This is a genomic window from Acaricomes phytoseiuli DSM 14247 (genome assembly GCF_000376245.1).
Lineage (GTDB): Bacteria > Actinomycetota > Actinomycetes > Actinomycetales > Micrococcaceae > Renibacterium > Renibacterium phytoseiuli.
Genome location: NZ_AQXM01000053.1, coordinates 50,618 through 71,082, shown reverse-complemented (window position 1 = coordinate 71,082; position 20,465 = coordinate 50,618). Strand labels below are relative to the sequence as shown.

Below are 20,465 nucleotides of genomic sequence, written 5' to 3'. Positions count from 1 at the left end.
GCACCGGGCTGATGATTCAAGAAATTTCACGAAGGAGATCCTGATGGCACTGACTGGTTATCTGCGGCAGGTCAGCACGGCCGTGCGATTATTGCTCATAGCCACGCTCCTGCTGGGGGTTGTTTACCCGCTGGGCATTTGGGCGCTCGGGCGGATCACCTTCCCTGACCAGGCTGCCGGAAGCCTCATCGACATCGATGGCAAGCCCGCCGCCAGCGCGCTCATCGCCCAGTCGCCGCAGCAGAATCCACAGAACTGGTTCCTGCCCCGACCCTCGGCCGTCGACGGGGATCCTTCGGCCTCCGGAGCCAGCAACCTCGGCCCGAATGATCCCCAGCTGCTGGCCAGGATCGCAGCGGCTCGAGATCAGGTCGCCGGAATCGAAGGGGTTCGGCCTGAAGATGTCCCGGTGAGCGCCGTGACCATGAGCGGCTCCGGCCTGGATCCGCAGATCTCCCCGGCCTATGCGCAGTTGCAGATTCCCCGGGTGGCCAGGAACACGGGGATCTCCGAAGCTTGGCTGAGCGAATTGGTGGCCCAGCGCACCACCTCGCCGTGGGAGTCGTTGCTGGGGCAGCCCGCCGTGAACGTCACCCGGCTGAACCTTGCCTTAGCCGGCCTCGACCCGGTTGGGGACTGAGCGGGACGGCCCTGGTGCGCGCTCCGGCGATGAGGTGAGAATAGGAGGATGAGAGGCACCTTGCGGATACTGCTGGGCTCCGCACCCGGAGTGGGCAAGACCTATGCGATGCTCGAAGAAGCCCATCAGAAGCAGGCCGCCGGGGCGAAGGTCGTCGCCGGGGTGGTGCTCGATCACGGCCGGAAAGACACCGCGGCTCTGCTCGAAGGACTTCTCCTCGTGCCGCCCGCACGGATCTCCTACCGTGGGGCTGTCTTCGAGGAGATGGACCTGGACGCGGTGCTCGCGCTCGAACCGGATATCGCGCTCGTCGATGAATACGCCCATACCGTTGCCGGAGGCTCCGGGCGCAAGCGCTGGCAGGATATCGAGGCTCTGCTCGACGCGGGCATCGACGTCATCTCCACGCTCAATATCCAGCATCTCGCCTCTTTAGGCGATGCGGTCAGTCAGATCACTTCCACGACACAGACCGAAACCGTGCCGGATGATGTGGTGCGCCGGGCCGGGCAGATCGAGCTCATCGACATCTCGCCGGAACTGCTCCGGCAGCGCCTCAGCGCGGGGCAGGTCTATGCTCCGGAGAAAGTCGACGCGGCGCTGGCGAACTACTTCCGCTCCGGGAATCTCTCCGCGCTGCGGGAACTGGCGCTGCTCTGGCTCGCGGATCAGGTCGAAGACGGTCTGACTGCCTATCGCAGCCATCACGGCATCGAGCAGAGCTGGCCCACCGGGGAGCGTATTGTCATCGGCCTGACCGGCGGCCCGGAGGGTGAGGTGCTGATCCGGCGTGCTGCTCGCATCCTCAGCAGGGTCTCCGGCGGAGAGCTGCTGGGTGTTCATGTCCGGGCGGTAGACGGCTTGCGGGGTGAATCGCCCCGAGCACTGGAGAAGCAGCGCCAGCTGCTCAAAGACCTCGGCGGCAGCTATCACAGTGTGACCGGTGAGGACCCGGCTCTGGCTTTGCTGGACTTCGCGCGCGGCGTCAACGCGACGCAGTTGGTCGTCGGAACTAGCCGGAGAAGGCCGCTGAGCCGGCTGCTCCGTGGTGTCGGAGTGGGCAGTAAAGTGGTCCGCTCCGCGGGTGATCTGGATGTGCATATGGTGCCGCATCCGCTGGGGAACCGGGGTGTACGATTCCGGCGCACCGAGGCCCTGCGGCGCAGCCGAGTGCTCTGGGCCTTCGTTATGGCGCTGCTGATACCACCGCTGATCCAGGCGTTCGCCGTCTGGGTGCTTCCGGAGTTGAGCTTCACGACGAACGCCTTGCTGCAACTGACTGGCTGCATCGGCGTGGCCCTGCTCGGCGGGCTCTGGCCCGCCCTGCTCGCGGCGGTGCTGTCCTCGCTGCTACTCAACTTCTTCTCCTCGGAGCCGCTTGGTTCACTGAACATCGCTGACCCCGAGACAGTCCTGGCGCTCGTGGTCTTCCTGGCGGTGAGCGCAGTGGTGGCTGTTGTGGTCAGCACTTCTGCGCGTCGCTCTGTCGCTGCGGCACGTGCCGGGGCCGAAGCCGTCATCCTGAGCGATCTCGCCCGGACCATCGTGGCCAGGCAGGATTCGTTGGAAAGCTTCCTGGAGCACACCCGTGAGACATTCCGGATGACCTCAGCGGCTCTGCTCATCCAGCATCAGCCCTCCGGATTCTCAGCGACTAACGGCTACCGCAACTGGTGGATAGAAGCCAGCGCGGGCCGGGGTGTGGCTGCGGACCCGGAGCAGGCCGAGGCTGTCGAATACATCGATGCGGAGACCGCGCTGGTCTTGACCGGAAGGATGCTCGATGCCGCGGAGAAGCGGCTCCTCGTGGCCTTCGGGGCCCAGCTGATGGTGCTGCGTCGGAGCCTTCAGTTGGATGCCAGTCGCCAGGACAACGTCCGGCTCGCTGAAGGGAACATGATGCGCACCGCCATTCTGCGCGCGGTATCGCATGATCTGCGCACTCCCCTCGCGGCGATCAAGCTCTCGGTGAGCAGCCTGCGCTACGAACAGGTGAGCTTCAGCCCGGAAGAGGAGGCAGAGCTGCTCGCGACTATCGAAGACTCCGCGGATCGCCTGGATACACTGGTGGGCAACCTCCTGGATATGTCCCGGATCTCCTCGGACAGCGCGAAGCCGTTTCTGCGGCCGGTGCGTTGGCTGGATGCCGTCGAAGCGGCCCTGCACGCGGTGCCCGTGGCCCCGGGCCGGGTGCGGGCCGACCTTCCGCCGAATATGCCGCCGGTGGAGGCTGATCCCGGCATGCTGGAGCGGGTGATCGCGAATATTGTTGAGAATGCCCTGAAATATGCCGGGGAATCTGAGATCGTAGTGGTCGGCGTTCCGCTGGCCGGCGTGAATGCAGAGGGCCGGCCGGTCAGCGAACTGCGCATCGTGGATCACGGTCGAGGCGTCGACCCCGCAGACGTGGTGTCGATGTTCCGGCCTTTCCAGCGGCTGGATGACGTGCCCGCAGGTACCGGGGTCGGTTTGGGCCTGGCCGTGGCCAAGGGCTTCACCGAGTCGATGAGCGGTACGCTGAGCGCGGAGCTGACACCGGGGGGTGGATTGACCATGGTGATCCGCTTGCCGCTGAGCACCGGCGCCGATGCGGAACCGAGGGATGATCAGCCGGCACCCGGCGAAAGGAGGCGCGCATGACCAGGGTTCTAGTGGTCGATGATGAGCCGCAGATCTTGCGCGCTTTGCAGATCAATCTGCATGCTCACGGGTACACGGTATTCGCTGCCGCAGACGGAGCGGGAGCACTGGCGGCAGCGGCCGAGCACCGTCCCGATATCGTCGTACTCGATCTCGGTCTGCCGGATATGGACGGCTTGCAGGTACTCGCAGGGCTTCGCGGCTGGTGCAGTGCACCGATCATCGTGCTCTCTGCCAGGCATGCCTCCGAAGAGAAAGTGGCGGCTCTCGATGCTGGGGCCGACGACTATGTCACCAAGCCTTTCGGCCTGGATGAATTCCTGGCCCGGTTGCGTGCGGCGCAGCGCCGGGCGGAGAGCGCTCCCAGCACCGATGAGGCGGCTACCGTGCGGACCGCCGACTTCGTCGTGGATCTGCAGGCTAGCCGGGTGCTCCGCGAGGGGGTTGCGATACGACTGACGCCGACGGAGTGGTCGCTTCTGGAATTGCTGGCCCGTAACCCAGGCCGACTGATCTCCCAACAACAGCTCCTCCTGCACGTCTGGGGCCCGGCTTATGCCAGGGAAGCCCAGTATCTGAGGGTCTATATCGGACAGCTGCGGCGTAAATTAGAGCCTGACCCCGCACGGCCGCGGCATCTGATCACCGAACCGGGTATGGGGTACCGTTTCGAACCCTGAGCGTAGGCCCCGGTCGGCCTGCTTCGGAGGCGTGCTCTTAGACTAGGGGCATGAATAATCCGGGATCGGGGCGTGCGCAGGTGCTTCCAGTAGGCACACTCACCCAGATCTGCCGTGTCCACGCTCTGCTACCGGATGAGGGCCGTATCGGCGTGACCGCCATCGACAAGCGCCCGGTGGCGGAACCGGTCACGGTGCACTCCCTGGAGCTGCGCGCTGATCTGCAAGCAGACCGCAAGAATCACGGCGGTGCCGATAAAGCCCTTTATGCCTATTCCCAGTCCGATGCCGACTTCTGGGCCGCAGAGCTCGGTTATCCGGTGCCGGCAGGGCTCTTCGGCGAGAACCTCAGAGTCGCTGGCATAGAGGCCTCTGCGGCGCTGATCGGCGAGCGCTGGCAGGTTGGGGAACAAGTGCTCCTCGAGGTCACGATGCCGCGCACGCCCTGCGCGACCTTCCAGCGCCGGCTCGGCGAACCGCAATGGGTGGGCCGCTTCCTGCGGGCCGGGCGCATCGGATGCTACTTGCGAGTATTGCGGCCCGGTCAGATCGAACCGGGTGACCGGGTCGAGATCGTCCACCGGCCCGGGCACGATGTCTCGGTGGCTGCCTGGTTACTCGCCGCGGATGCGCAGATGGCGTCTGCGCTGGATGCCGAACCGGAGCTCGCCTTGGCACCGGATATCCGGCATGGCGTGGATCAGCTGCTGGCCAGTCGATGAGGCCCAGGAGATGAGCCTGAGACGGGGCACGGTAGCGTTTGGTCGTCTCTGGCCCGTTCAGGCGGTAGACTATTAAAGCCTAGTAGTGACGGACCCCTATTTTTCCTGATTCTTTTCAAGGACTTCTTCCTGCCCGATGATCGAGGCGGGAGTGTGTCGCCGAACCTGCAGTAGCAGGATTCTGATGCGAGTGGTGCGGGGATCGCCTGAAGGCCCAGTACCGCCATCACGGCTGATGGCACACTCCTAACCTACAGAAGGAAATATCGTCGTGTCCGAGAACCATGCCGAGCACAGCTCGGAATCATTGCCCTCCGAAGAAACCAAATTCACCGATTTCGCCCTTGACGGCCGGGTGCTGGCCGCGTTGAGCGATGTGGGCTATGAGAAGCCCTCACCCATCCAGGAGAAGACCCTGCCCGTGCTCCTCGACGGCAGGGATGTTGTCGGCCTGGCGCAGACCGGCACCGGCAAGACCGCGGCTTTCGCCATCCCGGCGCTTTCCCGGCTCGCCGAGCAGTCCGATCTGCAAGGCGGCAACGCGGTGAAAGGAACCCAGGTACTTGTCCTGGCGCCCACTCGAGAGCTGGCGATTCAGGTCGCCGAGGCCTTCACGTCCTACGCGAAGTACCTCGACGGCTTCACAGTGCTCCCCGTTTACGGCGGTTCCGCCTATGGTCCGCAGCTCGCCGGATTGCGCCGGGGCGCCCAGGTCGTCGTCGGCACCCCGGGACGCATCATCGATCACCTGAGCAAGGGATCGCTAGACCTTTCCGGGCTCCAGTACCTGGTACTGGACGAAGCAGACGAGATGCTGCGTATGGGCTTTGCTGAAGATGTCGAGCAGATCCTGGCACAGACCCCGGAAGAGAAGCAGGTGGCGTTGTTCTCCGCGACGATGCCGCGGCAGATCCGCCGGATCGCGCAGCAGTACCTCAATGATCCGGTGGAGATCTCCGTCAAGGCGAAGACCACCACGGGCGAGAACACCCGCCAGCGCTACCTCCAGGTCATGGGGTCGCATAAATTAGATGCGATGACCCGGATCCTCGAAGTCGAGGACTATGATGGCGCTATTGTCTTCGTGCGCACCAAGATGGACACTGAAGATGTCGCCGACAAGCTTAAATCCCGGGGATACCGGGCCGCGGCGATCAATGGAGACATTCCCCAGCAGCAGCGCGAACGCACTGTCGAAGCGCTGCGCTCCGGCGAGATCGATCTGCTCGTGGCTACTGATGTGGCGGCCCGCGGCTTGGATGTGGAACGCATCAGCCTGGTGATCAATTACGACATCCCGCACGACACGGAATCCTATGTGCACCGTATCGGCCGTACCGGTAGGGCGGGCCGTTCCGGTGAGGCGATCCTGTTCATGACTCCGCGGGAGCGCTATTTACTCCGGGCGATCGAGAAGGCCACCCGGCAGCCGGTAGAGCAGATGCACCTGCCGAGTGCCGAGACGGTGAACAATCTGCGTTTAGGCAAGTTCGCCGAACGGATCACGGAGACTCTGGCGGGGCAGGACCTCGCAACGTTCCGTGAGTTGGTCGCCTCGTACCAGGCGGAGCACGAGGTCACTCCCGAAGAGATCGCCGCAGCGTTGGCCTTCATGGCGCAGGGCGGTGAGTCCTTGCTGGTCGAGGAGCTAGCGGCGACGCCTGAATTCCAGAAGGGCGACCGGCAGCGCGATGGCAGAGGGTCACGCGGTCCTAGCCGGACGGTGACCGAGGGGAACGCTACGTATCGCATCGCGGTGGGACGCAGGCAGCGGGTGATGCCTGGGGCCATTATCGGCGCCCTGGCCAACGAAGGCGGGTTCAAGGCATCGGAGATCGGCGGTATCGATATCCGCAGCGATCATTCGCTGGTCGAGCTTCCGGCGGCACTGAGCCCTGCTCAGTGGCGTTCGCTGGCGAAGACCCGGATCGGCGGGGAGCTGATCCGCCTGGAGCTAGACACCGGCCGCAAGCCGCGGGCTGCCCGAGACGCAGAGACGGGCTATTCCAGGGAATCCCGCAGCCCCCGTCAAGGCAAAGACTATGGCAAGAATAAGGGCAAGGAGCGCACTAAAGCAGCTCCAGCCAAAGCTTCCGGAAAAGGCCCTGTGAAAGAACGGAAAAAGCCCCGGACCAAGCGCTGAGCGAGGCGAAGAGGAGCTGAGTTTTGACCCAGCCGGGGTGACTGCTCCCGATTTCTCCTCGACCGTATGCGCTGGTAAAGTATTCATTCGTTGCCCCGATAGCTCAGTGGTAGAGCGCCATCTTGGTAAGATGGAGGTCCCGGGATCGATTCCCGGTCGGGGCTCTCGATGAGAAGGCCCGCTGCGCAACGTCCTAGCGGTAAGCCGCGAAGATTGTGCAGCTGAGCCCCTCGTTGTTATGGCGGTGTAGCTCAGTTGGTTAGAGCGCACGACTCATAATCGTGAGGTCGGGAGATCGAGCCTCCCCACCGCTACCAGAACGCCCGCGTGACTCTGCTGGAGTGGCTCAGAGTCAGGCGGGTTTTCTCCTTCCTGAGAACTCCTGGTATCCGGAATATCTGCTGATGGCACTGGTCCCTGAAGATGGATTCGAAAAAAACTTTGCAGTATTTTCCTTTCGCGCTGAAACCTATTTCACCAGACCATAGCGTCACGAGCGCCGTAACTGATCTTTTCTGCGCCACTTGGTTAAAAAATCTAACCAGTAGGTCTAGCCGGAAAGAGACCAACTGTGCTTGGGGGGACCCCGCCGAGGAGTAAAGTTTCGTAGAAAGCCGGCATAAAGAATAACTAAGGAGATCCGGTGTCTAAATTACCTAAGTTGGTGTATACACCGTGGGGGTACTTGCCTCAGGACGAGGCCTTGCAGCGTCTAGAGGATGGCGTGGAGATCCCTGTGGAGACCAACAGATGGAATTACGAGTCCAACAACTGGGAAACTATCTACTGGCAGGAGCCCGGGGTGCTCGAGGAGTACCTGGGCCTCAATGGCCGGCAGATCACCACTGTCACAGGCCAGACGGTGTCCTTGTGTGCCGAATGTAGCCAGCCCGGGCGTTGGCGGCTGCAGGTGAGCGACGAGTCCAAGCGCAACCTCTACTGCGATGAGCACCTGAGAAGACGTATCGACGCATTTCTGGCCGCTGGCAGCGGTGTTATCGCTTCGCTGCGGGTACGCGGTCCTTATCAGACTGAAGAGCCCGCAGAGGTTCAGTAAAGACAGAGGCCAGTAAAGATCCCGGTAAAGACTTCGGCAAAAACAAAGGCTGAGGTTGGGCTGATCAGGGTCGAGACCAGTCTGTTCAGACCCGGTGCTGCCCGTTGCGCGGTGAACACGGCGAGGTAGGAGCGAGCCGGTGCGTCACGCAAATAGGGGTAAGGCGACGCACCGGCTGCCTCCTTGGACGGGCTTTTCGGGGGAGAAACTACCCGTCCCCGACGGATTTGGGGGATCCACCGGGTCTGCGCCAGCGATTCTGTTTAGGGGAAAACACTGATGCGGAGACTTGCGGGTTCATCAGCCCGGTGAGGTGCCGGGAGTGAACCTTGAATTATCAGGCCCTCTCTGCGAGGTAGAAGGAACGTTTTAACATGCGGCTTGCTGCAGCTCTCGTACTGGAGCAGCCTGCGAGGCCAGGGCTGTGACCGGATGCGGCTGCGCAGCCGGTTTCCATCCCAAGAATTTATTGATGGCCGAGGCCGCGCGTAATGCGGCCAGGCCGTCTCCGGACTGCGGTTCTGCGATGTCCTGAGACTGTTTCCTTCGTCTTGACCTGCTGTTGCCAAGGGACAGCAGGGCGGGTGACTCGAGGATGGGCGTGATCCGCTTGCCCAAGGTGAGCGCATCGCGCTGAATCGAAGGCACATCCGTGGTTACTGCGGTACTCCGAGCCAGTACTCGGCAGTAGTCCTGATAGTCCAGTGCGCCCGTGACGACGAGATTCGGCGCTTCAACACCAGCTCGCACTCGCCTGGCCAACACGGGGTGATCGATGGAGAAGACCACGGTCCGGGCCTCCTGTGCCCGAGTGAACTCCTGCAGGCATCGGCTGAGCTGCTTGGCGCGCAGCCCCTCGAAGCGCTGTGCCACCAGGAAGTCCAGCTGCCGGCCCGACCTGAAAGCCTGCCGGAGTTGAGGCGTTACTGCCCGTGCGCGACGCTGATCAGAATCGATCTGGGCCTGTGAGATGCCTCGGAGGAAGCAGTCTGTTGTGGTGCTGCCGATGGTGCTGACCGCTGAGCCCGGGGCTCCCGACTCAATCAGGTGCCGACGGTGGAGCTCATGACTTTCCAGGTAGAGATCAGCAGTCCCGGCTTTATGCGCTGTGGGCCATGAATCGATGCTCACCACAGGGATGCCTTCTTGATGCGCGGTGCGGCCAGTGGTGCGAGAGTCCTGAGTAGCGGGATGGATCAGCATGGCGTCAGGAGCGTACTCCGCGAGGACGGTGCGCAGTGCAGCAGTACGACGATGGCCGCTGCCCTTCAGGTCGAGGGCTCGCCGATCATCAATCCCGAAGAGCTCGCCGATCGAAGCCGCTGTGCTGTTCCCGGCGGGGTGCAGGTGAATCGTGCGCAGACCTGATACGCGCAGCGCTGCCAGCACGGGCATGAGACGCGCGGCTTCGGCACGAGTGCCGGAGTAGGCCATCACTGTCGTCATTGTCGTCATTGTTTGCTGATCTCCCCTCTCCGCGTCCGTAGTCAATCTGGTCAGTCATCAAGTGGCTGCTGAAGGGGGTCTGGTTCGCCCGAAAGCCCCCGAATTTCACGCTTGCACCTGTCGAGATGTACTGCTCAGTAGCCGGTTATGACGATGCATAGCGAGAACAATGATTGTGATATATGACACTTAATTTTGAGGAGATTTCACCTTGCCTACTAGATGCGATCGCATGTATTCTGCCTGATTGTTCACGGACTGCAGGCTGTCTGGGTGGCTGAATGTACGCTGTTTTCAGGCTGTCTATCATCTATTCGTGCTATCGTTGTGCTATTCCGATGAGCGATGACGAGCAGCGGTAAAGGTGTATGGGGGAGGCCTCGGCCGCATAACCTGGACGCCGGGCTTCGGGATAAGAAGGACTGATGGGGAGGGAAGTTAAACGGCTTTTGGCTGCCGTTGTAGGAATCGCGGCGCTTTTCGTCGCGATGATGGCTGTACCCTCATCAGCATCCTCAGCTCCGGGGGATACCTGGCCGCTCACGCCCCAGACGGACCCGGTAGCCATCAATCCCGCAGGCCTCTACGGCTCCTCCGGAAATCAGATCTTCGAGTTCGTCGGAGCAGACGGGCAGAAAACCACTCAGGTCACCGCTCAGACCGCTGCCGGGGCTCCCGATTACTGGGCCTCGAATCTAGGCCTGGGGCCAGACTCCATGGGCGGTCTGCAATTCGTGGGCAGCCGGTACAACACGGCCTACCCTCAGCTCTACGGTCTGAAGAATGGTGATAGCGGGATCACCGAGATCGGCTCTGCGGCTCAAGCTCAGCAGGCCTGGGGCGGTTTGTCGGTGTCCCCGGACGGTACCGTCTGGCTGGGGACCAATCTGCAGACCGCCCAGAACACCAGGCTTTCCCGCTTCGACCCGCGAACCGGCGCCACGGTGATCAGCGGCCCCGTGACCTCCACGCAGTCAGATGAGCAGGTCTGGGCCAACGGCTTCGCCGCTCCGGACTATGCTTTCGACCAAGACGGCAACCTCTTCGGCCTGATCTTCGGCAATGGCGAGGGGAAAATCTACCGCTATAACGTCGATTCCTTCAGCGCCGAGAGCATGACCGCTACACCTGTGCTATCGATCTCCGGCCCGGCACTGGCCGCCGGTACTGCTAATTACGGATTCGCCTGGCACGCCGGTGCCTGGTACTCCGGTCATGCCGACGGTACGCTCTACCGGATCGACCCTAAGACCGGGGAATCAGCAGTGGCGGGTCAGGTCACCACTCCGGCCACCTACGACTACCGGCTGACGGATCTCGCCTCGGCTGAGGTCATGCCGGTTCCGCCTGTTCCGCCAGTGGCCGAGCCGCGCGTGGAGATCACGAAACCCGCGGATCGCAGCACCGCAAACCCCGGGGAGACGGTTCGTTTCGAAGTGACGGCACGGAACACCGGCAGCACCGCCCTGCCCGCGAATTTCACCGATGAACTCGATCAAGTCCTGGACGAATCGAACTATCTCGGCGACGCCGTGACGAATACCGGAAGCCTCGAATTCACGGGCAGCGCCCTGATCTGGCGCGGTGATCTGAACCCGGGCCAGAGCGCTACAGTCTCTTTCGGAGTGCAGGTCAAAGCCCCGCCGCTGACCAAATACCAACTCATCAACCGGGTGAGCAGCACCCTGGGCAACGTCCTGCTGCCGCAGCCCGTGACCGTGGACCTCTCCGGGTTCCAGCTCACTAAAAACGTGGACCGGGCTACTGCTTCGCCGGGCCAGGTCGTGACGTACACGGTGACCGGAAAAAATGTCGGCCGCACCGATCTGCGAGCTGACTTCACCGATGATCTCAGCGGAGTGATCGGCGGTGCCGCTTTCCGCGGGGACATCGATGCGACGAGCGGCCGGGCGCTCAGCGATTCCAGCTCGATCCGTTGGCAAGGACTGCTGTCCATCGGTCAGACCGTCACCGTGCAGTACTCGGTGAGGGTGATCGCCACCGGATCCTCTGACACGCTCCGGAACGCGGTCAGCAGCACCACTGCGGGCAATACAGAGGTCCCGGAAGTCGTGACAGCGGTGACCAAGGAGCCCGGGGATCCGAGCTCGGACTCCGGGGGAGACTCTACTGATGCGCCACAAGATCCTGCCCCTGACGCCCGCGATGATGGCGACCCTTTGGCGGTCACCGGTTCTGGAGCGGGTATGATGCTGCCTCTGGCGATCACCTCGCTGATCCTGGGGGCAGGGTTCCTGCTCAGCCGTGGCGCGGGGCGGAAACTTCAGGCACTCCGGGTAGACCGGGTACATAAGAGATAAGAATCGTCAGGAAAGGCCAGCAAGAGAAGATGTGGGGGTGGGAATGAGTACGCTCGAGGACTATCAGAACCGTTCTGATGAGGATCTGATCGCAGATACTCGCGGCGGTGATGATGAGGCCTATGCCGAACTGTACCGCCGGCACAGTTCGGTGGCTAAAGGCATCGCCATCCAGATGGGCGCCCGGCATGAAGACGCCGCCGACTTCGTAGCAGAAGCCTTCGCGAGCACGCTCTTGAAGCTGCGTGCCGGAGAAGGCCCGGATGTCTTCTTCCGGGGTTACCTCCTGGGTGCGGTGCGCAATCTGGCGAATCGGAATTTCGGCAGATCTTCGAGGGTCGATCTGGTCTCGGAGTACACGGGGCAGGCTGAGCAGGTAGTCCAGGACGACTCTGCGGCCCGCTACGAAGCCGAGATCGTGCGGAACGCCTTCGAGTCACTGCCGGAGCGCGCTCGCCTGGTGCTGTGGATGACCGAGGTTGAAGGCAAGAAGCCGCACGAGATCACCGAGATCCTCGGTATCGAGGCCAATGCGGTGGCCGCGCTGGCTTATCGTTCCCGGGAGACACTGCGCCAGGCCTATCTGCAGAGTCACCTGCAGCAGACCCCTCGCGCGGATTGCCGCAAATACGCTTCTCAGCTCGGGGCTTTAGTGCGCAGCAAGCTTCCCACTCGGCGCTCGCAGCAGGTACTAGAGCCATATTCGCGGATGCATCTACTGCACCACCGCATTGCACGACATCACCGAGGTCAATGAGAGTCTGCGCCGGGTCATCGGCCCCGGAATCGTCGGCGTTGCCGGGATGGCCCTGTTCCCCGCGACAGCAGGCGGCGCGGGCCTCGCCGGCGCCGGCGGCGTAGCCGCTGAAGCATCGGGGGCCTCCGCGGCGCAGCCACCCGCAGGGAAATCCGGTAACAGGCTCGCGCAATGGCTCGGCGGGGCGGCGGCCCTACTCCTGATTCTGGGCCTTGCGACCTTCTTGATCCTGCGCCAGCCGTCAGCCGACGTGGATCTCGCGACGGATAGCGAGGGCACGACGGTGAGCGAGCCATCGGCTACTTCGGATCCGAGCCCTCCGGCGGAACCGACGGAGTCGGAGCCGGTGCAGCCCACCGGGCCGGATGAACCGTCGGTGGTGGTCCCTGTCCTGCCGGTCTCGCCTCCCCCCGTCTCCAACGCAGCCTTCCGATGAGGTCCAGCCGCCAGCCGCGCCGAACGCCCTCCAGCCCTCAGCCAGTTTCAGCCGGGACGCTTTCGACCCAGCGGCGGTCACGCTCAGGATTTCCCTGCAGCCCACGAGTAGTGGCCCGGTCTGTGGGGGGCGCGTGCTCGTAGACCTGCCCGCAGGGCTGAGCTACGACTATGTGGATGCTGGTCCGCTGGGTTGGAGCTGCACCCCCGCGGGGCAGAGCCTGAGCTGCACCACGGGGAATGCTGACGGCGGCGGAGTGAACTATCTGCGTATCGGTCTGCTCGCCGGGCAATCCGGCCAGGGGTCTGTTCCGATTACGGTCACGGGCAACGGCTGGGGGCCGAATTCAGCGACGGCGGTCCTGAGCGCTCCCTGAACGCCCTGACTGGTCGAGTCTCCTCGCCAGTGCGCCGACGCGTTCGATGAGTTGGTCGAAGAAGCGTTCCGGGTCGGTCTCCAGCCCGACCCAGGCGTTCCGGGGCCTTCCCCAATGCCCTTGCCAGTCGGCTATCGTCGCGCCACGAGTCAGCGAACCGGCCAGTTCCACATCCGCCGTAGTGTGCCGCAGCCTGACGATTTCAGGGTTCAAGGCCACTGCAGCGGCAAAAGGATCGTGCATATGGCTGAGGTAGCCCTGGCCGTGATCCCGGTGGAATTCGAAGTAGAACCGCACCGCATCGCTGAACTGCCGGATGAGTTCGTTGGCGGCGGTGGAACGCGTCCCTGGCGGATCTTGCTGATCCGGCCGTTCCGGAGACTCGCAGCCGGCGGCGACGCTCAACCTGGCCAGATGTTCCGGAGTCATCACCACGGACTCCGTGACATCAAGGGGGCAGATGATGGGCTGGCGTTCCGGGGGCAGCGCGCTGAAAGCGTCCAGGACCAGTTTTGCCGCCTCGGGGTCCACGGCAATATTCCACTCGCTGACCGGTGTGGTGTTGCCAGGATGGTTGAAACAGCCGCCCATGATCACGATGCGCTTGAGCAGAAACGGCAGCTCCGGATCGAGCCGGATGGCCAGGGCCAGATTGGTCAGCGGGCCGGTGATCAGGCCGGTGATCTGACCCGGCCGCTCACGCACGGTTTCACTCCACAGCCGGGCAGCATGGCGTTCCGAGACCGGACGCCTCGGCCGCGGCAGCTCGGCGTAGCCGATGCCCTGCGGGCCGTGGGTGTCCTCTGTGGTCATCAGCGGGGCGAGGAGCGGGACTTCCGAGCCGAGGCTCACCTCGATCTCCTCCGGTGCCCCCGTGCTGAACGCCGGAGCGCAGAGCTCCAGCCAGGCCAGGTTGTTCACCGCCACCTGCGGGGCCGGGACATTACCTGCGGTGCAGCTGATGCCCAAGATCTCGGCCTCGGGGCTGGCCAGTAGATACAGCAACGCCAGGGAGTCATCAATGCCAGTGTCAACATCGAGGAGCAAGGGGACGCGGGGGCCATCGGTAAGAGGCATGTCTCCAGTTCTAGCACCACTTTAAGCCGTGCGCGCCCCGAGTCGTCGCCGGAGTGCGCAGAGGGATACGGTAGGGGTATGTCTTCGCCCCTCGAACCCTATGGCGATACCGGTCTGGAAGCCGGCGCCGCAGACCCGATCACTTCGCCTTTGCCCCGTATCCGGAACGTCCCGGCGGAAATCGCCCGTTCCTGGCTGCTGGTTCCCGCCACCCAGCCGGAGATCTTCGATGCCGCTGTGGCCTCCCGCGCCGATGCCGTGGTCCTGGATATCGAAGACGCGGTCGACCCGAGCCGTAAAGGTCAGGCCCGTGACGAGGTGGCCGCATGGCTGCGGGACGGCGGCCAGGCCTGGGTCCGGATCAATGATGTCGCCAGTGACTTTTGGGCCGATGATGTGGCCGGGCTGCGAGGTATTCCGGGTCTGCTCGGGGTGATGCTGGCCAAAACGGAAAGCGCCGAGCACGTCAAGGAGACCTACCACCGGCTGGACGGCAAGACCCGGGTGCTGGCTCTGGTGGAATCCGCCATCGGTATCGAGGAAGCCAATAACATCGCCCGGGCCGAGGGCGCCTTCCGGCTCGCTTTCGGTTCCGGTGACTTCCGCCGGGATACCGGAATGGCCGCGGACCGGGAAGCCATGGCTTATCCCAGGGCCAAGCTCGTCGTGGCCAGCCGGGTGGGTGATCTGCCAGGCCCTATCGACGGGCCCACCGTCGGCAGCAATCACCCCATCCTGCGCGAGCAGTCCGGTATCACCGTGGCTATGGGCATGACCGGTAAGCTCTGCCTGCAGTCGGACCAGGCCACGGTGATCAACGAAGTGATCTCCCCGGCGCCCTCCGATGTCGCATGGGCCACGGACTTCCTTGCTGATTTCAAGGCACGGGGAGAGGTCATCCGAGATGGCTCGGATCTGCCGCGTTTAGGCCGGGCGCAGAAGATCATGAAACTCGCGGTGGCCTTCGGCGTCCAGCCGGCCAGCTGAGCAGCCTTTCTGGCGGGCAAGAGTTCATGACTATCGAGGCTATGCGGCTCCGCGAGTACACTGCAGACGATGCCTGCGCCACGCTCTCGGTTTTCCTGGCGGCGGTGACCGTGACCGCCAGCAGTGATTATTCCGCCGAGCAGATCGCGGCCTGGGCCAGGCCGGAGCGGTGGGTGCTGAGGGAATGGGATGCTGCCCGGCTCCAGGGGATGACCCTGGTGGCGCTCCTCGATGACGAGATCCGCGGCTTCGGTCAGCTCATCGATACGGGGCATATCGAGATGATGTTCGTCCATCCGGAGTACACCAGGCGCGGGGTGGCCAGCGCTTTGCTGGGCACTCTGGAATCCGCCGCGCGCCAGGCCGGTTATGCCGAGCTGACGAGCGATGTGAGCCTCACCGCTCGCGAATTCTTCGAACGGCACGACTTCGCGGTGATCGCGGAGCAGCAGCCGGTATTCTCCGGCGTCAGGCTGCGCAACTTCCTCATGGTCAAAACCCTGGCTGCCTGAGCTCGGCAGACCCCTGGCCTCGGTAGACTAGGGGTATGTCCGAATACTGGCGTGTCGCGAGCCCGGCCTACAAGACCATCGTCTTCACGGCGATGGCTCTGCTCGGTCTGGGTATTGTGCTGACCATCCTGAGTGCGGTCACCGGGAACAACGGGCAGGTCTGGCCCTCGATGCCGTTCCTCATCGCCGGGGCCGTGCTGCATTTGGTGGGCCTGGTGGTCCGCATGCTGGATGTGCGCCGCCGACTGCGCGGGCTCGAGAAGCGTTGAGCGCGGATTCCACCGTTTCCAGCTGACCCGTTGAGCCTCATTCGCTCTCTGTTTTTACTGAGTCCTGAGTGCGGACCTTCCGCAGCACGATAAGGGCCATGGCCGCAGCGACGAGCATGAGCGTCAGCCCCACCAACGAGGTCACGACGGCACCGCTATCGAAAGCGTGGCTCGCCGATTGCCGCAGCGCTTCAGCTGCCGGCCCCGGCAGGTCATTCGCGATCTGCAGCGCCCCGGCCAGGGTCCCCTCGGCTTGGGATACCTGCCCGGCGTTGAGGTTCTCCGGCAGGGACAGCTGATTCCGGTAGACCGCGACCAGCACAGAGCCCAGTACGGCGGTGCCGAGCACCGAGCCGACTTCATAGGCGGTTTCCGAAATCGCCGCGGCGGAGCCGGCTTTCGCCGGCGGCGCTGAGCTGAGGATGAGGTCGTTGGAGATCGTCTCGGCGGCTCCCACACCGGCTCCGAGCAGGATGAAGGCGATCATGAGCACCGGAACGGGTTGCGGGTTGGTGAAGGCCACCAGTGCGTAACCGACGGCGTTGAGCAGCAGCCCTCCGGTGATGATCCACACCGGTGCCACTCGCCGGGCCAGCGGAGCGGCGATCAGCCCGGCGGTGATCGCGAAGCCCAGCCCTGGCAGCAGCACGAAGCCGGCTTGAGTGGGCGAGAGGCCGATGATGAGCTGCAAGTGCTGGGAGATGAAGAAGAGGAATCCGACCAGAGAGAAAACGCTGAGCAGATTCGCTACGACGCCGCCGGAGAACGCGGGGTTGCGGAAGAGCCGCACATCCAGCATCGGATCGCGGTGCCGCATCTGTCGACGGATGAACAGCCAGAGGAAGACCGCGCCGGATGCCGCGGCGGCGATCATCACCGGGGTCAGTCCGTAACTGGCGAAAGTCTTGATGCTCAGTACCAGCGGGACCATCGCGGCGAAAGAGAGCAGGATGCTGACCGGGTCGATCTTCGGCGGGTTCGGATCCTTGGACTCGGTGATGAAGACCGGGCCGAAGATCAGTAGTGGAATCAGTACGGGAACGGCGAGGAGGAAGACCGAGCCCCACCAGAAGTGTTCCAGAAGCAGTCCGCCGACGATGGGGCCGAGTGCGGCGCCGCCGGAGAAGCCGGCGGCCCAGACGGCTACGGCGAGCCGGCGCTGCTGCGGATCCAGGAAGATATTGCGGATCAGGGAGAGCGTCGAGGGCATGAGCATGGCTCCGAAGAAGCCGAGGCCGGCGCGTCCTGCGATAAGCCATTCGGCGCTGGGGGCGAAGGCCGCTAGAGCTGAGACCAGGGTGAAGCCGGCGCCGCCGAGCAGGAGCATCCGGCGCCGCCCGACGCGGTCCGCGAAAGAGCCCATGGAGACCAGCAGCCCCGCTAGAACCAGCGGGTAGATATCGATGACCCACAGGAGCTGGGATCCGCTGGGGGCCAGCGCTGCGGAGATCTCCGGGATGGCGAAAGACAGGACGGTGTTATCCACTGCCACCAGGAGTACCGGGAGCATCAGGACGGCCAGGGCGATCCAGTCCCGCAAGGTGGCGCGGGGCGGGGTGTTCGCTGAGTTCGCGGGGGATGGCGTGGAGGTCGGGTGCGCAGAGGGCTGCATGGGGCACTCTTTTCACGGTGGGAGGACGAAGAGATTGATTATTACTGTACCGTCTGGACGGTATAGCATCAACCCAGGGTCATGATGCACAATGGTGGAGATGAGTGAAAGGACCGGTGTCGATGCCGCGGAGTAGCAGCCGGGACCAGATACTCGACGCTTTCGTCGAGCTTCTGATCGATCAAGGGGAGCGGGCTGCCACACTAGAGGCAGTGGCCGGTGCGGCGAATGTTTCCAAAGGCGGACTGCTCTATCACTTCGGTAATAAAGCGGCCCTGACCGAAGGGCTGCTCGAGCGCCTCCGGGAACTCGCAGCGGAAGACCGGGCCGCCATGGCTGAAGCCAGCGACGGGTCCATCGGCTACTATCTGCGGACATCCGCCGCCAGCGGCTCAGATCTCGAGCGCGTCATGCTGGCCGCGATGAAGCTCAGCGACGCCGCAGAACAAGCTACCCAGACGCTCAGTCAAGTGCAGCAGGGCTGGTTCGATCTGATCTTTGCTGAAGTCGGCGACCCCACCGTCGCTCAGGTGATTATGCTGGTAGGCGACGGCATGTACTACAACACATCCTTGCACGGCAGCGGAATCGACCTTCCCGCAGCGCGGCACGGAGTCGATGCAGAAGACATCCGCGCCGCCCTGGAACGGTTGCGCTGATCTCTGCAGTGGTCTTCGCATGCCGGTCACGGACGCAGCCCGGTGCCCGATAGGCTTAGAAGCTGGGGTCAGCCATATCTATCCGCTCTCAGGAGGCACCATGAGTCTTCACCCAGGTCTAGCAGGCCGGGTCTACCCGGCTGAAGGCGTCTATGACGTCGGCCGGGAGAAAATCCGGGAATTCGCGGCGGCGGTGAAAGCCGTCGACCCCGTGCATACCGATCTGGAGGCAGCCCGGGCGGCCGGTTACTCAGACCTGGTCGCACCGCCCACTTTCGCGATCATCGTGGCGCAGCGAGCTGAAGCCCGGTTCATCCGGGACCCTGAAGCCGGCATCGACTTCTCCCGGGTGGTTCACGGGGAGCAGCGCTTCCAGCATCACCGGCCGATCATCGCCGGGGACGCACTCCAGGCGGAACTGCATGTGGATTCGATCCGCATGATGGGCGCAGGAGCGATGCTCACCACCCGGGCGGAGATCACCACCGTCGAGGGCGAGCCGGTGTCGACCACCGTCTCGACCATCGTGGTCCGGACCGAGGAAGAAGGTCAGGAACCAGGGCAGGGGAGCGGGGCATGAATCAGGATCCTGACAGCGCGAAGACCCCGGTGCTCGCCAAACTGACGGTCGGCCAGGAGATCGGCAGCCGTTCGATCCCGGTGACCAGAGCGGATCTCATCCGCTACGCCGGTGCTTCAGGGGATCTGAACCCCATTCACTGGAATGAGCGGGTAGCTCGGGAAGTAGAGCTTCCCGGTGTTATCGCGCACGGCATGTTCACGATGGGTGCTGCCGTGCAGCTCGTCGTGGACTGGGCCGGTGGAGCCGGTGCCGTGGTTGCGTACCAGACCCGGTTCACCAAGCCCGTTCCGGTACCGGATAACGATCAAGGCACCGCGATTGAGGTCACCGGAGTGGTCGGTGCCCTCGAGCCCGAACCGGGGACGGTAAGGATCGACCTGACGGTCATGAACTCAGGTCAGAAAGTCCTGGTCAAAGCTCAAGCCCTGGTCCGGCTGGTATGACGCCCACAGCCTCCGGCGCGGATCTCGCGCTCGCCGAGCTGACCACCATCGGAGTGGGCGGCCCGGCGCGACGCCTCGAGGAAGCCGTCACCGAAGCGGAGATCATCGACGCGGTCCGTGCCGCAGACGACGCTGAAGAACCACTGCTGATCATCGGTGGCGGCTCCAATCTGCTGATCTCCGACGCAGGTTTCGACGGCACGGTGCTGAGGATCCGGACCTCCGGCATCAGGACCAACTCGGAAGACACCTGCGGCGGTGCTTCCGTGCTCGTGCAGGCGGGTCAGAACTGGGATGAGTTCGTCCATGACGCTGTTCTCCACGCCCGGAGCGGAGTTGAAGCGCTTTCCGGTATCCCGGGTGCCACCGGCGCTACTCCGGTGCAGAACGTCGGCGCTTACGGCTCTGAAGTGGCTCACACCATCGCCGCCGTCCGGGTCTGGGACCGTCAGGAACAGCAGGTCCGTACTTTCACCACCTCTGAACTGCAGTTCGGATACCGGGACTCGGTGCTTAAGCGCCATCGGTGGCAGGGCATCACCGGCTCGCCGCGGTACGTGGTGCTGACCGTGGAGTTTCAACTGCCGCTCAGTCGGATGAGCGCCCCGATCCGCTACGCTGAGCTCGCCGCTCGGCTGGATGTGCCCCTGGGCGAGCGCGCCTCGGCGCTGGATGTCCGTGAAGCCGTGCTCGAGCTGCGCGGACGTAAGGGCATGGTGCTCGATGCCGAAGACCGGGATGCTTTCTCCACGGGCTCGTTCTTCACTAATCCTGTGATCAGCGAAGAACAAGCTGCCGGATTGCCCGATGAGGCACCTCGGTACCCGGCTTCCGGCGGGGTGAAGCTCAGTGCTGCCTGGCTTATTGCGGCTTCAGGTTTTTCCCGGGGTTTCGGCTCCGAGCTCACCGGCGGCCGGGCATCGCTGTCCACGAAGCACACTCTGGCGATCACTAACCGCGGTGGCGCTGATGCCACAGACATCCTGGCTGTCGCCAGGGCTGTACGCCAAGGGGTGCAGGACCGCTTTGGCATCGAGCTCGAGGCAGAGTCACTGCTGGTGGGCCTGCAGCTTTGAATAACCGGTCAACCCGGGAAGTCCTCGTT

Annotated in this window: 20 protein-coding genes and 2 tRNA genes; 19 read left to right on the top strand and 3 right to left on the bottom strand. The window is 63.7% G+C overall.

From position 1 onward, the window contains the following. Positions 1 to 43: 43 nt before the first annotated feature. The 8 genes from kdpC (at position 44) to C501_RS0105410 (ending at position 7,882) form a co-directional block, all read left to right on the top strand. Complete coding sequence (gene kdpC, locus C501_RS0105445; protein ID WP_018134622.1) at positions 44 to 640, top strand: K(+)-transporting ATPase subunit C; 597 nt, start codon at positions 44 to 46, stop codon at positions 638 to 640. A 48-nt stretch (positions 641 to 688) separates the two neighbouring features. Further along, positions 689 to 3,280, top strand: a complete 2,592-nt coding sequence (locus C501_RS0105440) for a DUF4118 domain-containing protein (RefSeq protein ID WP_018134621.1) — start codon at positions 689 to 691, stop codon at positions 3,278 to 3,280. After that, the gene (locus C501_RS0105435) at positions 3,277 to 3,960 is read left to right on the top strand and encodes a response regulator (RefSeq protein ID WP_018134620.1); all 684 of its coding nucleotides are present in this window, start codon (positions 3,277 to 3,279) and stop codon (positions 3,958 to 3,960) included. Before C501_RS0105440 ends, C501_RS0105435 begins: the two co-directional genes overlap by 4 nt. A gap of 50 nt (positions 3,961 to 4,010) precedes the next feature. After that, positions 4,011 to 4,682 carry an MOSC domain-containing protein gene (locus C501_RS0105430; RefSeq protein WP_018134619.1) on the top strand — a complete coding sequence of 224 codons (672 nt, stop codon included), beginning with the start codon at positions 4,011 to 4,013 and terminating at the stop codon, positions 4,680 to 4,682. 271 nt (positions 4,683 to 4,953) lie between these two features. Beyond that, positions 4,954 to 6,825, top strand: a complete 1,872-nt coding sequence (locus tag C501_RS0105425; protein WP_018134618.1) for a DEAD/DEAH box helicase — start codon at positions 4,954 to 4,956, stop codon at positions 6,823 to 6,825. 92 nt (positions 6,826 to 6,917) lie between these two features. After that, positions 6,918 to 6,989 (top strand) — tRNA-Thr (locus C501_RS0105420). Positions 6,990 to 7,065: 76 nt separating this feature from the next. After that, positions 7,066 to 7,142: transfer RNA gene (locus C501_RS0105415), tRNA-Met, on the top strand. A 347-nt stretch (positions 7,143 to 7,489) separates the two neighbouring features. Continuing rightward, a complete protein-coding gene (locus C501_RS0105410) occupies positions 7,490 to 7,882 on the top strand; it encodes a hypothetical protein (RefSeq protein ID WP_018134617.1) in 393 nt (130 codons plus the stop codon). 369 nt (positions 7,883 to 8,251) lie between these two features. Here the strand turns inward: C501_RS0105410 and C501_RS0105405 are convergent, their stop codons facing one another. Then, the gene (locus C501_RS0105405; RefSeq protein WP_169332118.1) at positions 8,252 to 9,328 is read right to left on the bottom strand and encodes a UDP-N-acetylglucosamine 2-epimerase; all 1,077 of its coding nucleotides are present in this window, start codon (positions 9,326 to 9,328) and stop codon (positions 8,252 to 8,254) included. 425 nt (positions 9,329 to 9,753) lie between these two features. Between C501_RS0105405 and C501_RS0105400 the strand changes: the two genes are divergently transcribed. The 4 genes from C501_RS0105400 (at position 9,754) to C501_RS0105385 (ending at position 13,218) form a co-directional block, all read left to right on the top strand. Then, positions 9,754 to 11,649 (top strand): DUF7927 domain-containing protein, encoded by a 1,896-nt coding sequence (locus tag C501_RS0105400; RefSeq protein ID WP_018134615.1) that lies wholly within the window; start codon positions 9,754 to 9,756, stop codon positions 11,647 to 11,649. A 43-nt stretch (positions 11,650 to 11,692) separates the two neighbouring features. After that, on the top strand, positions 11,693 to 12,406 hold the full coding sequence (locus C501_RS0105395) for an RNA polymerase sigma factor (protein ID WP_026174646.1): 714 nt from the start codon (positions 11,693 to 11,695) through the stop codon (positions 12,404 to 12,406). Then, complete coding sequence (locus C501_RS13535; RefSeq protein WP_026174645.1) at positions 12,381 to 12,842, top strand: hypothetical protein; 462 nt, start codon at positions 12,381 to 12,383, stop codon at positions 12,840 to 12,842. Before C501_RS0105395 ends, C501_RS13535 begins: the two co-directional genes overlap by 26 nt. A 133-nt stretch (positions 12,843 to 12,975) precedes the next feature. After that, the gene (locus tag C501_RS0105385; RefSeq protein ID WP_018134614.1) at positions 12,976 to 13,218 is read left to right on the top strand and encodes a hypothetical protein; all 243 of its coding nucleotides are present in this window, start codon (positions 12,976 to 12,978) and stop codon (positions 13,216 to 13,218) included. On the opposite strand, the gene C501_RS0105380 is transcribed toward C501_RS0105385, so the two are convergent. Next, on the bottom strand, positions 13,189 to 14,295 hold the full coding sequence (locus C501_RS0105380) for a nucleoside hydrolase (protein ID WP_018134613.1): 1,107 nt from the start codon (positions 14,293 to 14,295) through the stop codon (positions 13,189 to 13,191). The genes C501_RS0105385 and C501_RS0105380 overlap by 30 nt on opposite strands. A gap of 78 nt (positions 14,296 to 14,373) precedes the next feature. Between C501_RS0105380 and C501_RS0105375 the strand changes: the two genes are divergently transcribed. Genes C501_RS0105375 through C501_RS0105365 form a run of 3 tightly spaced genes read left to right on the top strand, consistent with a single transcriptional unit; the run spans position 14,374 to position 16,063 of the window. Next, the gene (locus C501_RS0105375) at positions 14,374 to 15,282 is read left to right on the top strand and encodes an HpcH/HpaI aldolase/citrate lyase family protein (RefSeq protein ID WP_018134612.1); all 909 of its coding nucleotides are present in this window, start codon (positions 14,374 to 14,376) and stop codon (positions 15,280 to 15,282) included. 26 nt (positions 15,283 to 15,308) lie between these two features. Next, entirely contained in the window at positions 15,309 to 15,794 is a 486-nt protein-coding gene (locus C501_RS0105370) for a GNAT family N-acetyltransferase (RefSeq protein ID WP_018134611.1), read from the top strand. A 35-nt stretch (positions 15,795 to 15,829) separates the two neighbouring features. Beyond that, the gene (locus tag C501_RS0105365; RefSeq protein WP_018134610.1) at positions 15,830 to 16,063 is read left to right on the top strand and encodes a DUF3188 domain-containing protein; all 234 of its coding nucleotides are present in this window, start codon (positions 15,830 to 15,832) and stop codon (positions 16,061 to 16,063) included. Positions 16,064 to 16,100: 37 nt separating this feature from the next. Here C501_RS0105365 and C501_RS0105360 read toward each other — a convergent pair whose 3' ends face one another. Continuing rightward, the gene (locus C501_RS0105360; RefSeq protein WP_018134609.1) at positions 16,101 to 17,675 is read right to left on the bottom strand and encodes an MFS transporter; all 1,575 of its coding nucleotides are present in this window, start codon (positions 17,673 to 17,675) and stop codon (positions 16,101 to 16,103) included. A 122-nt stretch (positions 17,676 to 17,797) separates the two neighbouring features. Between C501_RS0105360 and C501_RS0105355 the strand changes: the two genes are divergently transcribed. The 4 genes from C501_RS0105355 to C501_RS0105340 all read left to right on the top strand — a co-directional run bounded on the left by C501_RS0105355 (position 17,798) and on the right by C501_RS0105340 (position 20,436). After that, the gene (locus C501_RS0105355) at positions 17,798 to 18,334 is read left to right on the top strand and encodes a TetR/AcrR family transcriptional regulator (protein ID WP_018134608.1); all 537 of its coding nucleotides are present in this window, start codon (positions 17,798 to 17,800) and stop codon (positions 18,332 to 18,334) included. Between the two features lie 100 nt (positions 18,335 to 18,434). Beyond that, positions 18,435 to 18,914, top strand: a complete 480-nt coding sequence (locus tag C501_RS0105350) for an FAS1-like dehydratase domain-containing protein (protein WP_026174643.1) — start codon at positions 18,435 to 18,437, stop codon at positions 18,912 to 18,914. Beyond that, a complete protein-coding gene (locus C501_RS0105345; protein ID WP_018134606.1) occupies positions 18,911 to 19,360 on the top strand; it encodes a MaoC family dehydratase in 450 nt (149 codons plus the stop codon). Before C501_RS0105350 ends, C501_RS0105345 begins: the two co-directional genes overlap by 4 nt. After that, entirely contained in the window at positions 19,357 to 20,436 is a 1,080-nt protein-coding gene (locus C501_RS0105340) for a UDP-N-acetylmuramate dehydrogenase (RefSeq protein ID WP_018134605.1), read from the top strand. Before C501_RS0105345 ends, C501_RS0105340 begins: the two co-directional genes overlap by 4 nt. The last annotated feature ends 29 nt before the right edge of the window (positions 20,437 to 20,465 follow it).